13 protein-coding genes are annotated in these 13,287 nt (G+C 71.2%); 2 read left to right on the plus strand and 11 right to left on the minus strand.

Annotated features, from left to right (window positions below; genetic code table 11):
* Positions 1–2 precede the first annotated feature (2 nt).
* Positions 3–1,712 (minus strand): cation:proton antiporter, encoded by a 1,710-nt coding sequence (locus FB381_RS00640; RefSeq protein WP_141778501.1) that lies wholly within the window; start codon positions 1,710–1,712, stop codon positions 3–5.
* A 75-nt stretch (positions 1,713–1,787) separates the two neighbouring features.
* Here FB381_RS00640 and FB381_RS00645 point away from each other — a divergent pair, with 75 nt between their 5' ends.
* Positions 1,788–2,645, plus strand: a complete 858-nt coding sequence (locus FB381_RS00645; protein WP_141778502.1) for an alpha/beta fold hydrolase — start codon at positions 1,788–1,790, stop codon at positions 2,643–2,645.
* A 1-nt stretch (position 2,646) separates the two neighbouring features.
* On the opposite strand, the gene FB381_RS00650 is transcribed toward FB381_RS00645, so the two are convergent.
* Both FB381_RS00650 and FB381_RS00655 read right to left on the minus strand, forming a co-directional pair.
* Positions 2,647–3,258, minus strand: coding sequence for an MBL fold metallo-hydrolase (locus FB381_RS00650; protein WP_141778503.1), 612 nt, complete (start codon positions 3,256–3,258; stop codon positions 2,647–2,649).
* The gene (locus tag FB381_RS00655; protein WP_141778504.1) at positions 3,255–4,355 is read right to left on the minus strand and encodes an S-(hydroxymethyl)mycothiol dehydrogenase; all 1,101 of its coding nucleotides are present in this window, start codon (positions 4,353–4,355) and stop codon (positions 3,255–3,257) included. Before FB381_RS00655 ends, FB381_RS00650 begins: the two co-directional genes overlap by 4 nt.
* 56 nt (positions 4,356–4,411) lie before the next feature.
* Here FB381_RS00655 and FB381_RS24515 point away from each other — a divergent pair, with 56 nt between their 5' ends.
* Positions 4,412–6,265: a sialidase family protein gene (locus FB381_RS24515; protein WP_141778505.1), complete on the plus strand. Its 1,854-nt coding sequence runs from the start codon at positions 4,412–4,414 to the stop codon at positions 6,263–6,265.
* A 76-nt stretch (positions 6,266–6,341) separates the two neighbouring features.
* Here FB381_RS24515 and FB381_RS00665 read toward each other — a convergent pair whose 3' ends face one another.
* The 8 genes from FB381_RS00665 to FB381_RS00700 form a co-directional block, all read right to left on the minus strand.
* Positions 6,342–6,938 carry a TetR/AcrR family transcriptional regulator gene (locus tag FB381_RS00665; protein WP_141778506.1) on the minus strand — a complete coding sequence of 199 codons (597 nt, stop codon included), beginning with the start codon at positions 6,936–6,938 and terminating at the stop codon, positions 6,342–6,344.
* A gap of 52 nt (positions 6,939–6,990) precedes the next feature.
* On the minus strand, positions 6,991–7,536 hold the full coding sequence (locus FB381_RS00670; protein WP_141778507.1) for a TetR/AcrR family transcriptional regulator: 546 nt from the start codon (positions 7,534–7,536) through the stop codon (positions 6,991–6,993).
* A complete protein-coding gene (locus FB381_RS00675) occupies positions 7,533–8,729 on the minus strand; it encodes a cytochrome P450 (RefSeq protein ID WP_141778508.1) in 1,197 nt (398 codons plus the stop codon). Before FB381_RS00675 ends, FB381_RS00670 begins: the two co-directional genes overlap by 4 nt.
* 32 nt (positions 8,730–8,761) lie before the next feature.
* Entirely contained in the window at positions 8,762–9,595 is an 834-nt protein-coding gene (locus FB381_RS00680; protein WP_246087897.1) for an SDR family NAD(P)-dependent oxidoreductase, read from the minus strand.
* Entirely contained in the window at positions 9,592–10,740 is a 1,149-nt protein-coding gene (locus tag FB381_RS00685) for an MBL fold metallo-hydrolase (protein WP_141778509.1), read from the minus strand. The genes FB381_RS00680 and FB381_RS00685 overlap by 4 nt, the downstream gene beginning before the upstream one ends.
* Positions 10,741–10,805: 65 nt before the next feature.
* Positions 10,806–11,840: an AraC family transcriptional regulator gene (locus tag FB381_RS00690; RefSeq protein WP_141778510.1), complete on the minus strand. Its 1,035-nt coding sequence runs from the start codon at positions 11,838–11,840 to the stop codon at positions 10,806–10,808.
* A 41-nt stretch (positions 11,841–11,881) separates the two neighbouring features.
* Entirely contained in the window at positions 11,882–12,436 is a 555-nt protein-coding gene (locus FB381_RS00695; protein WP_141778511.1) for a carboxymuconolactone decarboxylase family protein, read from the minus strand.
* Positions 12,433–13,269: an SDR family oxidoreductase gene (locus FB381_RS00700; RefSeq protein ID WP_211352286.1), complete on the minus strand. Its 837-nt coding sequence runs from the start codon at positions 13,267–13,269 to the stop codon at positions 12,433–12,435. Before FB381_RS00700 ends, FB381_RS00695 begins: the two co-directional genes overlap by 4 nt.
* Positions 13,270–13,287 lie beyond the last annotated feature (18 nt).

Here is a 13,287-nt window from a genome sequence, read left to right on the forward strand (position 1 = left end):
GCTCAGGCCAGGTCGAGCCGTCGCTCCATGTCGTCGAGCACCGCCTCGACCTTCCGGTAGGTCTGCGAGCTGTAGGCACCGATGCTGCGCTCGGCGACCAGCGCGGCGCGCATCTCGTCGAGGTAGCGGTTCTGCAGGATCAGGGTCTGCTCCCGCACCGCAGGACGGAACCTCGGCGCCTCGCGTACGCCTGCGAGCACCCGCGGCAGGATGTGGTCCTTGAGCTTGGCGACCAGCTTCGGGTCGATGGGCTCGCCGTCGATCGTCTGCGACTCCAGCGGCCCGAGGTTGTCGACGGCCGACTCGCCGACCTGACGTAGCAGGGCACGGAACGCGTCGTGCCTCTCCTTGGCGCTCACCGGGGAGAAACGCATCCGACGGATCACCGCCGGCAGGGTGAGCCCGAAGAGCACCAGCGTGATGAGCGCGACCAGGAACGCCGCCAGCACGACGGTCGCCCGGTGGGAGGCGCCGGCCGGGATGGTCTGAGCCGCCGCGACCGTGACGACGCCGCGCATGCCGGCCCAGCCCATCGTCACGAAGCCACGGGCGGTGATCGGTTCACGCTCCTCGAACTCGACGTCGGCCCGGCTGCGCGCCAGCCGCCGCCGGGCCGAGCCGATCCGGCTGTCCTCCCGGTCGTCGGCGGGGGTCATCGAGTCGAGATGCCCCTCGAACTGGTCGAGGCGCGCCCGGATCTGCTCGTTCTGGTCGGTGTAGCGGTCTTTCAGCGCCGGAACGGCCAGGCCGCCGAACCGGAGCACGACCAGCAGCACGAGCACGACCAGCACGAGCAGCGCGATCTCGCCGAGCGAGGTCTCGCCCTGGGCGGCGTCGATGAGCTCGGGCACCTGATAGCCCATGGCCAGGAAGACGCCGCTCTCCAGGATGAAGCTGAAGGTCGTCCAGGTGGTCGCCTGGGTCTGCCGGTCGCGTGCGCTGAACCGGTGGCTGCCGAGCGCGCCGGTCACCAGACCGGCGACCACCACCGCGAGCACTCCGGAGGAGTGCAGCTCCTCGGCCGGGAAGTAGGCGAGGAACGGCACCACCAACGAGATCGTCGTGTTGAGCACCGGGTCGTCCAGGCGCTGACGCAGCAGCACGGTGAGCCATCCGACGACCCCGCCGATGACGAGCGCACCGATCACGGCCCACCCGAACTCGAGGGCCGTACGCCCCAGCGAGAATGAGCTGGTCGCCGCCAGCCCCGCGACCGCCGTGCGCAGCACCACGAGGGCGGAGGCGTCGTTGACCAGGCTCTCGCCCTCCAGGATCGTCATCACCCGGGGCGGCAGCCCGACCCGGCGCCCGATCGCGGTCGCCGCCACCGCGTCGGTGGGACTGACCACCGCACCGAGCGCGACCGCCAGCGGGAACGAGATCGCCGGGAAGATCCAGTAGACGACCGTGCCGATCACCAGCGCCGAGACGATCACCATCACGATCGAGAGCCAGCTGATCAGTCGCAGGTTACGGCGGAAGTCGATCACCGGGAGGTTGACCGCGGCCGAGTAGAGCAGCGGTGGCAGCACGCCCGCGAGCACCAGCTCCGGGTCGAGGTCGATCGCCGGGGCACCGGGCAGATAGCTCGCCCCGATGCCGAGCCCGACGAGCAGCAGCGGCGTCGCCACGCCTGTGCGCCGAGAGAAGACCGACGCCGCGATCATGATCGCCAGCGCCGCACCGACGATCAGTAACAGCTGATGGTCCACACCGCGATTCTAGTGGTGGGACCATCGCTCGAGCCCGCTGCTCGCGAGCGCGCGCCGTCGGCGACAATGGCTGCGATGAGCGAACCGTCCGGCAACACCGCACCTCGGAGGTGGCGTGGTTGGGCGCGCCGCCCGGACGGCACCCGTCTCGCGATCCAGGTCACCGGGCCGCGCACCGCGCCGGCGCTGCTGCTGCTGCAGGGCCAGGCCAACTCGCACGCCTGGTGGGATCGGCTGCGCGGCGAGCTCTCCCGCCGCTGGATGACCATCACCTTCGACTATCGAGGCACCGGCGCCACCGAGCTCACCCCCGAGGCGTACGCAGCCGGCGCCCCGCCCTGGTCGACGGCCCTCTTCGCGGAGGACGCCGCGGCCGTCCTCACCGCGGTCGGTCGCCCGCGCGCCGACGTCTATGCCACCTCGATGGGTGGGCGCGTCGCCCAGGAGCTGGCGATCACCCGCCCCGAGACCGTCGGCCGGCTCGTGCTCGCCTGCACCTCACCAGGCGGTTTCCGGGCCACCGAGCGCAGGACGGCGGTGCGCCGTGACCTGGCGTCACCCGACCCGGACGTGCGGCTGCGCACCATGATCGACCTCTTCTACAGCCCGGCCTGGGTGGCGGCGTACGGCGGCTATGACGGGGTTCCGCGCGACCTGCTGGGCGACCCCTCGATGAGCGCCGAAGCGCGGCGCCGGCATCTCGAGGTCAGCTCGGGCCACGACGCCGCCGGCCGCCTCTCCCGCATCACCGCGCCGACGCTGGTCATGCACGGGATCGAGGACACGATGACGCCGGCGGTCAACGCCAGCACCATCGCCGACCTCGTCCCCGGCGCCAAGCTGGCGCTCTTCTCCGGCGGACGCCACGGGTTCTTCGACGAGCTCTCCCGCGACGTCACGCCGCGTGTGGTGCGGTTCCTCACGGAACGGTAGGTCAGCCCAGGGCGGCCGCCTCGGCCGCGATCGTGGTGTCGTCGCCGTGACCGGTGTGCACGACCGTCTCACCAGGGAGGCCGAACAGCTTCTCCCGGATCGACGCCTCGATCGTCGGACGATCACTGAACGAGCGTCCGGTCGCCCCCGGGCCACCCTGGAACAGGGTGTCACCGGTGAAGACGCACCCCAGGTCGGGCGCCGAGAGGCAGACCGCCCCGGGGGCGTGACCGGGCGTGTGCAGCACCGTCAGCTCGGTGTCACCGATGGTGATCGCCTGCCCGTCGGAGAGGTCGGCGTCCCACAGCTCGTCGGTGTGGGTGAGCTCCCACAGCGGCCTGTCGTCGGGGTGGAGCAGGATGGGCGCCCGGACGGACTCGCGCAGCGCCGGCGCCACGCGTACGTGGTCGTCGTGGGCGTGCGTGCACACGATCGCCTTCACCCGGCGATCACCGACCACGGCGAGGATGTCGTCGACCGAGTGCGGCGCGTCGATGACCAGGCACTCCTGGTCGTCGCCGACGACCCACAGGTTGTTGTCGACCTGGTGGGTCTCCCCGTCGAGGCTGAAGGTGCCGCTGGTGACCGCGTGGTCGACACGTACGTCGCTCACAGGATCACCACCGAGCGCAGGACGCCGCCGTGGCGCATCTTCTCGAAGGCCGACTCGATGTCGCCGATGCCGATCTCCTCGGTGACGAAGGCGTCGAGGTCGAGACGGCCCTGCTGGTAGAGGTCGACGAGCATGGGGAAGTCGCGGCTGGGGAGGCAGTCGCCGTACCAGCTGGACTTGAGCGCGCCACCGCGGCCGAAGACGTCGATCAGCGGGATCTCGGGGACCTTCATGTCCGGCGTGGGTACGCCGACGAGCACCACGGTGCCGGCCAGGTCGCGAGCGTAGAAGGCCTGCTTCCAGGTCTCCGGCCGACCGACCGCCTCGACGACGATGTCGGCTCCCTCGGCGCCCGGGTAGGTCTCGGCGGCGATCCGTCGGATCTCCTCGACCGGGTCGGCCGCCGACGAGTCGACCGTGTGGGTCGCGCCCATCGCCTTGGCCTGCTCGAGCTTCTTCGGGTCGATGTCGACGGCGATGATCGGGCTGGAGCCGGCCAGCGCTGCGCCGGCGATCGCGGCCACCCCGACGCCGCCGCAGCCGATGACGGCGACCGACCTGCCGCGGGTCGCGCCGCCGGTGTTGATGGCGGCACCGAGGCCGGCCATCACACCGCAACCGAGCAGCCCGACGGCAGCGGGCCGGGCGCCCGGGTCGACCTTCGTGCACTGCCCGGCCGCGACCAGCGTCTTCTCCGCGAACGCGCCGATGCCCAGCGCCGGGGAGAGCTCGGTGCCGTCCTCGAGGGTCATCTTCTGGGTCGCGTTGAAGGTGGCGAAGCAATACTGCGGCTCACCGCGCTTGCACGCCCGACAGCTGCCGCAGACCGCGCGCCAGTTGAGCACCACGAAGTCACCGACCGCCACGTCGGTGACGTCGGGGCCGACGGCCTCGACGACGCCCGCCGCCTCGTGACCGAGCAGGAACGGGAAGTCGTCGTTGATCCCGCCCTCGCGGTAGTGCAGGTCGGTGTGGCAGACCCCGCACGACTGGATCTTCACCACGGCCTCGCCCGGTCCGGGATCGGGCACGTTGATCGTCACGAGCTCGACGGGTGCGCCCTTGGCGCGGGCGATGACGGCCTTGACCTGGTCCATGGCTCTCCTCTCGCGGCGCCGGAGGCATCCGGGCGCTCTCGATTTCATCTTCGAGGGTGTCAGCTCAGGTCAGCAAGGGCGGGGTCATCTCGTGGCGTACGCGACGACCTGCTGACCGACGTCCGAGAGCCGACCCTCCTCGACCAGCAGCTCCCAGCCGTGGCCAGGAGCCGAGCTACACCGAGCAGGACCTTGCCGTCGGTGGTGACGGGGTCTTCCCCAACTACCGCATCCCCGCACTGACGGTCGCACCCAACGGCGACCTGCTGGCCTCCTACGACGGCCGGCCGACCTCCATGGACGCACCCGGCCCCAACTCGATCCTGCAGCGCCGCTCGACCGACGGCGGCGACACCTGGGGGCCGCAGACCGTCGTGCACCACGGCACCGACGGCGACGCGAAGACCGGCTACTCCGACCCCAGCTACGTCGTCGACCGCGAGACCGGGAAGGTCTTCAACTTCCACGTCTTCTCGATGGACCAGGGCTTCATCGGCTCGGAGCCCGGCGTCGATCCCGCCGACCGGAACGTGCTGCACGCCGAGGTCAGCACATCGTCCGACGACGGCGCGACGTGGCAGCACCGCATCATCACGGCCGACATCACGCCCGACCTCGGCTGGCGCTCGCGCTTCGCCGCCTCGGGGCAAGGCATCCAGCTGCGATACGGCCCCCACGCCGGCCGCCTGGTGCAGCAGTTCACGATCATCAACGGCGCGGGCGCCTTCCAGGCCGTGTCGGTCTTCTCCGACGACCACGGCACGACATGGCAGGCCGGCAAGCCCGTCGGCACCGGCATGGACGAGAACAAGACGGTCGAGCTCTCCGACGGCACGGTCATGCTCAACTCCCGCGACTCCGCCGGGTCGAAGTTCCGCAAGGTCGCCTACTCGCACGACGGCGGGGTGACGTACGGCGAGGTGACGATCGACCGCGAGCTTCCCGATCCGACGAACAACGGCTCGATCGTGCGGGCCTTCCCGAACGCTGCGCCGAACACCGCCGAGGCGCGCGTGCTGCTGTTCTCCAACGCAGCGTCGCAGACCAGCCGCACCCACGGCACCGTGCGGGCCAGCTGCGACGACGGCGAGACCTGGCCGATCGCTCGTGAGTTCCGGGAGGGGGAGATGTCCTACTCCACCCTGGCGACGCTGCCCGACGGCGACGTCGGACTCCTCTACGAGCCCGGCGGCGCCGCGATTCGCTTCGCGAAGTTCAACCTGGCCTGGCTGGGCGGTCTGTGCGCTCCCGTGACCGCACCCGAGCTCACCGTCGAGCGCGGCACGTCGACGACGAGCAGCCTGCAGATCGAGAACCAGCTCGGCCCGGTGCTCACGCCGGCCACGCTCGCCTTCGACGCTCCCGACGGCTGGACGATGAGCGCGACGAAGCCTCGTACGCTCCGGCCCGGCCAGAGCGCCGAGGTGCCCTTCACCCTCGAGGTGCCCTCGTCCGCCGACGGCGGCACCTACCGGGTGCCGGTGCGCCTGACCGACACAGCCGGCCGGGCGTCGTCGGGCACGGTGACCGTCGTGGTGCCCAAGCTGCCCGACGAGGTCGACGGGCGCATCGATGTCACCGACGCCACCCACACCAACCCCAAGACCACCCCGTACGCCGCCGGCGACCGTCTCTCGTTCAGCTATCGGGTGACCAACCTGAGCGGGGCCGTCACCACGGTCGCACCCAGCGGCAACCTGCGCGACCTGGACCCGAGCGTCGACTCACGCAACTGCCGCTGGCGCGACCTCGCCGCGTCCGGCACCTACGAGTGCACGTCGGCCTATCACGTCGTCACCCAGGACGATCTCGACCGCGGGTCGTTCACGCCGGTGACCACGTGGACCTCGACCTCCGGTGACGACGTCACCACGGTCGAGCGCACCGGGCCGGCCGTCGACCTGTCCTGACCGGCAACTCGACCGGCGACCTGACCCGATCGTCGACCGGACGGAGCTCGGGCTCCGCCGGCCGACCGCCCGACGGCTATTCGCCCGGAGGCGTCTGGTCGCCCGTGATCGCACCGGCGACCTCGACCAGAGCCGCGACCTCCGCCCGCAGCCCCGCGTCGGTGCTGTCCTCCTGGGACGGCATCACGATCAGCGAGGTGATCAACCGGGTCGTCCAGGTGATCGCCACCCGCTTGTCGAGCGGCGCCCAGCGCCCCTGCGCCACCCCGGCGTCGATGATCGGACCGAGCCGAGGCTCAGCGATCTCCAGCACGATCGGGAGGATGCGCGGCAGATAGGTCGCCATGATCTCGGGGTGCCGGGCGAGCACGGCCTGCAGCGCGGGATGGCCGCGGGCCTCGCGGACGAGCAGCACCACGACGTCGATGTACTCCTCCCGCGGTGAGGAGGTGTCCCGCGCGCGGGAGACCACCTCGTCGACCACGCGGGTGAGCTCCACCCGGATCAACGAGTCGTAGAGATCGCTGCGCTCCGGGAAGTGCCGGTAGAGGGTCGGGCGCGAGACCTGGGCCCGCTCGGCGATATTGGTGATCAGGCGCGGGCGCGGTCCGCCCTCGCGCAAGACCTGCGTCGCGGCGTCGAGGATCCGCTCACGGAGGTTTCTGCCGGCCATGCCCGGTCTCCATCCAATCGGCTGTCGGCAACTATCCCATGTCGCCGAGCGGTCAACGAGCGGTCGCCGCGAGGAACCGCTCCAGCAGCCGGCGCTCTTCGTCGGCGTCGCTGCCGGGCTCGGTGAGGAACGACAGGATGACGCGCAGCACCCAGTCGGCCAGGTCGGGGTCGGCGGGGTCGCCGTCAGCGGTGAGATAGGCCTGGGCGGTGCCGCGGATGAGCGGCGACTCGGAGAGCACCGCACGCAGGGCGGTGCTGTCACCGGCGTACCAGGCCTGGAGGTGGGGGCGCTCGCGCACGGCGGCCAGGCACCCGAGCACGGCCTCGACCACGCGCCGCCCGGGGTCGCCCTCGTAGGCCGCCGTGGCCCGGCCGACCTGCTCGGTGATCAGCCGCGCCTCGCGGTGGGCGAAGGCGCGGACCAGAGCCTGCCTGTTCTCGAAGTAGCGGTAGAGCGTCGCGCGCGAGCAGCCGGCGGCGCGCGCGACCTCGTCCATCCCGGGCCTGTCGACGCCCTGCTCCGCGAAGAGCTCGCCGGCCGCGTCGAGGATCCGCTCGGCGGCCAGCTCGGTCTTCGCCTCGGCCAGCCAGCTCATCGGCCGACCTCGATGCGGAGGCTCAGCGGCCTGCGTACGTAGCTGCCCGGTGCCCACTCGATCGAGTCGTGGTCGACGGTGAAGGCGGGCAGCCGTCCGAGCACCTCGGTGAGCGCGACCCGACCCATCATCCGGGCGGCCGCGGCGCCGAGGCAGTGGTGGGCGCCGTGGGCGAAGGTCAGGATCTGCCGCGGGTCGCGGGTGACGTCGAGGTCGTCGGCGTCGTCGCCGAACGCATGCCGATCGCGGTTGGCCGCCGCGTAGCAGAGCAGCACCTTCTTGCCCGCCGGGATCGTCACGTCGTCGATCGTGACGTCACGGGTGGTGGTGCGTGCGAGCCCCTGCACGGGCGAGGTGAGCCGCAGCAGCTCCTCGACGGCGGCGGGCACGTCGCGGAGCGCGAGCTCGCGCTGGTCGGGCCGATCCGCGAGGAGGGGGAGCCCACCGCCCAGCAGACCGGTCGAGGTGTCGTTGCCACCGGCGACCATCGTGAAGGCGAACGCCAGCACGCGCAGCAGACCTGCGTCGTCGTCGGCCTCGCCGGCGGCGACGAGGTGCGAGACGGTGTCGTCGCCGGGCTCCCGCCTGCGCAGCTCGATCAGCTCGGCGAAGTAGCCCATCAGGTCGGCGGCGGCATCGGCCCCCACGCCACCGTCCTGCGCGGCGTTGGCCGCCACGATCGACTCGGTCCAGACGTCGAACCGGTCCCAGTCGGCCTCCGGCACGCCCAGGTAGTGGGCCACGACCATGCTCGGCAACGGCTTGAACAGCGTCTCGACGATGTCGCCACCACCCGCCGCCCTGATCTCCTCGACCCGATCGACCACGAAACGGGTGACGCGCGGCGTGACGTCCTCGACCTGCTTGGGGGTGAAGCCGCGGTTCACGAGCCTGCGGAAGGCGGTGTGAGCAGGCGGGTCGGTCATCACCATCGGCGGGTTGTCGGCGAGCCCGATCTGAGCCAGCTCGTCGTAGGCCGTCGTCAGCCCCTGCGTGGAGGTGAACGTCTCGTGGTCCCTCACCGCCGCGAAGACGTCCGCGTGCCTGGTCAGCACCCAGTAGTCGTGGCGCGCGACGTGATGCACCGGATCGTGCTCGCGCAGCGCGGCGTACATCGGCCACGGGTCGGCCCAGGAAGCACCCGACCGTGGGACGTACGTTGCGGCAACGTCGTGAGACAGATCTGCGCTCATGTCTCATATCCTCAACATGAGCGGCAGAGTTGTCAACAGCTCTCGCGGAGCATCCTGCGCTGCGTACGACGCCCCTGAGCGACCACGAGCGGCACGGCCGCGAGGCCGAAGCCGGGCAGCACGTCGCCGAACCGGGCGACCAGCCCGCGCCAGCCGGGGACCGCAGTGACCAGCCGTGGCTTGTCGAGCACCTTGCCGACCGCGGCCACGACCTCCTCGGGCTGGAGCAGCTTGCCCGAGAACGACAGCGCGGAGGCCGGGTCGTCGAGCTTGTCGTGGAGCATCGGCGTCCAGATCCCGTCGGGGCAGATGCACGAGATGTCGACGTTCTTGATGCCTGCCAGGCGCAGGTCCTGGATCGTGCTGAGGCTGAACCCGATCGCGGCGTGCTTCGACGCGGCGTAGACCGCCTCGCCCGGCACGGCGGTCAGACCGGCGAGCGAGACGATGTTGACGATGTGCCCACCGCTCTCGCGCATCGCCTCGATCGCGGCCACGGTGCCGTTGATCGCGCCGTGCGCGTTGACGTCGAGGATGAGCTTTCGCTGCTCGGCAGACTGCTCCCACGCCGGGCCGGTGAACAGCACGCCGGCGTTGTTCACCCACACCTCGATGCCACCGGCAGCGGCCACGATCGCGTCGCGCGCGGCCTCCACCTGGGCGGCGTCGCGTACGTCGACGGCCATCGCCACCGCGCCCCGGCCGATCTCGTCGGCCGCCGCCTGCGCGCTCGCCTCGTCGACGTCGGTGACCAGCACCTGGTGACCACGGTCGGCCAGCAGCTCGGCGATCTGCCGGCCGAGGCCGCGACCGGCACCGGTGACGACCGCGCCGCCCCGGGGCCCGTTCATCGCAGTCGCGCTCATCGCAGACCTGCCGTGATCGTGCCGTAGTCGATGCCGCCGTGCACGTAGGTCGGCACGACCGGCCAGAACCGCTTCCAGGGGGCCAGCTCCGTGCTCGGCAGGATCTGCAGCCAGCGCGGGTCGTCCTTGCAGGTGTCGGCCAGCGTCTTCTCCTTGATCATCGAGTCGTACTGGTCGAGGGAGTCCTCGAGGGTGTTGGCGTTCGGGCACACCTCGCGGCCGAACTGCTCGTGATACCTGCGCACGCCCGGGATCTTCGACAGCTCGGGCTGCCAGTTGTCGAGGGAGATGCCGTTCTCCGAGGAGACCCACACGCCGTCGGCCGTGTTGATCACCAGCGAGTGGTTGCCGTCGGTGTGCCCCGGCGTCCACAGCAGCGCGATGCCGGGCCCGAGCTCGATGTCGCCCTCGAAGGTGACGAACTTGTCGAGGTCGACGCCCTCGAGCCCGTCCTCGACGTACCAGGCCCACTGCATCGGGTGCAGCGACTGCAGGGTGGCCAGCTCGCGGGTGTGCACGAGCATCTTCGCGTCGCCGAAGAGCGGCTCGCGGCGCGTGGGCTCGCCGGGGATGGTCGCGGTCGAGCCGAGGATCATCCGCGGGTCCTGCACGTGGAGGTGGTCGAAGGTGCAGAAGTCGATGTCGGCAGGCTTCAGGCCGAGCTGCGCGAGCACCTCGTCGGGCTCGTTGTAGTACTCCAGCATCATCTTCTCGACGAGCTTCGCGCCCGGCACCTTGTCCATCAGCGCCTGCAGGTTGCTGTAGAACGGCGCCTCGGCCGAGCCCTCCGGCATCGTCGGCTCGAAGACGAGCGTGCGCGGCGTGCCGTTCCAGTCGTCGTACTGGACGACGAGCATGCGGTTGATCATCGAGATGAGCGGCAGCGTCGGCACCGAGACGGCGTCGTGGAAGGCGTACTTGACCGGGTAGGGCGCCGCGGCGACGTCGACGGACTTCACCGCGCGCACCGTGCCCTGCTCCTTGAACCTGACCTTGTACGCCGCAGCAGCATCACGCACCGCGGCCAGTCGTTCGCCGCGCGGCCAGACGTCGTGCACCCCGTCGAACTCGGGGATCGTCCGGGCGCCGATCGCGTCCAGGTGTGCGTCGCGGTTCTCGACGGTGGTGGTCGTTTCCGTAGCCATGTGCTGCTCCTTCGTGGTCCGTGCCTCGCAGCAATGATCGGTCGCCACCGACGCCAGTACTTGTCTCAGCGCGACAAAGTCGTCAGTGCCCGCGCCTCGTCGCGACGCAGCTCACGCGGGGTGCAGCCGAACCAGCGCCGCACCGCATGGCTCAGCGTCGACTGGTCGGCGAACCCCACCAGCGCCGCCACCTGACCCAGCGGCAGGGTGGTCGTGGTCAGGTGGCGATGGGTCGCGTCGCGGCGCACCTCGTCGAGCACCGCCTCGAAGCCGGTGCCCTCCGCGGCCAGCCGGCGCTGCAGCGTACGTGGATGGAGGGCCAGCAGGCGCGCAACGGTCGCGACCGCCGGCGGGTTGGTGCCGAGCGCCTCGGCGAGAGCCCCGCGCACCTGGGTGGAGACGCGTCGTGCGGGGTCGTCGTAGCGCTGGGCGATGTGCTCGAGCGCCAGCAGCCGGATCGCCTCGTTGGCGGTGGCGAACGCCTCGTCGAGGATCCGCCGGTCGACGCGGAGCGCCGCCGTGGCGCGTCCGAACTTCACGTCGACGCCGAAGTAGTCGGTGTAGCGGCGCACCGGCGAGAGGGGCTGGTGCGGCAGCTCGACCGAGCGCAGGCCCGACATGCTGCCGATGAGCGTGGTCGCGACCCGGTAGAAGAGCCCCAGGCCGAGCTCGGTCGCCTGCGGCGAGTAGGACGACTCGCGCAGGTCCTTGCTGTAGGTCAGCGCCACCACGCCCTGACGCTCGTACGGGTCGGGCTCGACCGCGATCCGCAGCGCGGGGCTGTGTGCGTACAGATAGCGAGACCCGGTCTCCAGGGCTTCCGCGACCGTGGAACAGGCCTGGATCGCGACCGCGAGCGAGCCCAGGATCGTCAGGTCCTGACCCTCGGCCAACCGCAGACCCAGGTCGGGGCACCGCAGCTCGGCGGCCGCGGCATCGAGCATCAGGTCGTGCTCGGTGATCGGCACCCAGGCGTCCTCGGACTCGAGGGCGTCGGCCGGGATGCCGAACCGGGCGAGCAGCCGATGCGGCTCGCCGCCCAGCTGCTCCACCAGCGGCACGATGCCCCGCAGGCTGGCAGCACGGATCGCAGGTCCCACGGCACCACTGTGCCTGAGGGAGTGCCCCGATGCCGAGGCGCCTACGCCTCGCGGTGGTCGTGGGCTTCGACCTGGATGCCCAGGGCCGCGATCGCGGCCGCGAGCATGTCGTAGTGGCCGGCGAGCAGCACCAGCTCGATCGCCTCGATCTCGGTGAGGTGCTCGCGCAGCTCGTCCCAGGTCGGGTCGGAGAGGGTGCGGGTGTCGACGAGCTCGTCGACGGCGAGGAGGAGCGCCCGACGGCGCGGCGGCCAGCCCTCGACGGTGCTTCCGTCGGCGATCCGCTCGAGCTCGGCGGTGGTGAGGCCCGCCCGCCTGCCGACGCGGGTGTGATGACCGGTCTCGTAGGCCGATCCACGCAGATGGGCGACCCGCAGGATCACCAGCTCGCTGTCGGAGCGGGGCAGCCGCCCACCCGGCATCAGCAGCCCGGCGAACGCCAGCCAGCCGCGGAAGAGCCGCTTGTGCCGCCCGAGCACGAGGAACAGGTTGAGCGGCTCCGTGCTCGCTGTGCGCCCTCCGACCCGAGCCAGCAGCCAGGCGACGACACCGACCTCTCCGAGCCTGCCCGGCCGGACCGGGCGCGACCGCGTCACGGCGCGTCCCAGCGGATGCGGGAGACCAGTCGGTTGGCGACACCCATGATCAGTGCGTAGACCGGCGGGGCGTAGCGCTGGATGCCGTGCAGGAGCGCGATGTCACGAGAGGTCTGCACGAGGTAGCGCCCGCGGAGCATCCCCTCGACGATCCGCTCGGCCGCGTGCTCGGGCGAGACGGCACGCCCCTCGAAACGCTCCCGGAGCCTGCGGAACTGCGCCGAGGTGGTGTCGACCCCGGCGATCTGCACGCTGCCCGTCAACGGGGTGGCGACGGCACCCGGTGTCACCAGCGTGACCGCGATGCGGTGGCGCGCGAGGTCGAACCGCAACACCTCCGAGATGCCGCGCAGGCCGAACTTGCTGGCGCTGTAGGGGGCGTGCCACGGCAACCCGACCAGCGCCGCCGCGGAGGCGACGTTGACCAGGTGGCCCCCTCGCCCGCCGTGGATCATCGCCGGCACGAAGCACTCGATCACGTGGATCGGGCCCATCAGGTTCACCTCGATCGCCGAGCGCCACTGCTCGTGGCTCAGCCGTTCGACCGTGCCCCACACCGCGATGCCCGCGACGTTGAGCACGGCGTCGACCGCGGGCGTCTGCGCGTGCACCAGCTCGGCCAGCGCGCGTACGTCATCGAGCGAGGAGACGTCGGCCGGATGCGCGGTCGCCACGATCCCGCCACGGGCTTCGATGGCTCTGCGGGTCTCGCGCAGACCGTCTTCATGGAGGTCGGTGATGTGCAGGACGGCGCCGGAGTCGGCCAGCTTCTCGGCCACCGCCCGGCCGATCCCGCTCGCCGCCCCCGTCACCAGGGCGTGTCGTCCGGACATGCTGCGTCTGCTCACAGC

This window comes from Nocardioides albertanoniae (genome assembly GCF_006716315.1).
GTDB lineage: Bacteria > Actinomycetota > Actinomycetes > Propionibacteriales > Nocardioidaceae > Nocardioides > Nocardioides albertanoniae.

Coding starts and splice junctions, on each gene's coding strand:
- FB381_RS00645 (WP_141778502.1), top strand. CDS start 1,788: ATGAGCGAACCGTCCGGCAACACCGCACCTCGGAGGTGGCGTGGTTGG.
- FB381_RS00655 (WP_141778504.1), bottom strand. CDS start 4,355: ATGGACCAGGTCAAGGCCGTCATCGCCCGCGCCAAGGGCGCACCCGTC.
- FB381_RS00665 (WP_141778506.1), bottom strand. CDS start 6,938: ATGGCCGGCAGAAACCTCCGTGAGCGGATCCTCGACGCCGCGACGCAG.
- FB381_RS00670 (WP_141778507.1), bottom strand. CDS start 7,536: ATGAGCTGGCTGGCCGAGGCGAAGACCGAGCTGGCCGCCGAGCGGATC.
- FB381_RS00675 (WP_141778508.1), bottom strand. CDS start 8,729: ATGAGCGCAGATCTGTCTCACGACGTTGCCGCAACGTACGTCCCACGG.
- FB381_RS00680 (WP_246087897.1), bottom strand. CDS start 9,595: ATGAGCGCGACTGCGATGAACGGGCCCCGGGGCGGCGCGGTCGTCACC.
- FB381_RS00685 (WP_141778509.1), bottom strand. CDS start 10,740: ATGGCTACGGAAACGACCACCACCGTCGAGAACCGCGACGCACACCTG.
- FB381_RS00700 (WP_211352286.1), bottom strand. CDS start 13,269: ATGTCCGGACGACACGCCCTGGTGACGGGGGCGGCGAGCGGGATCGGC.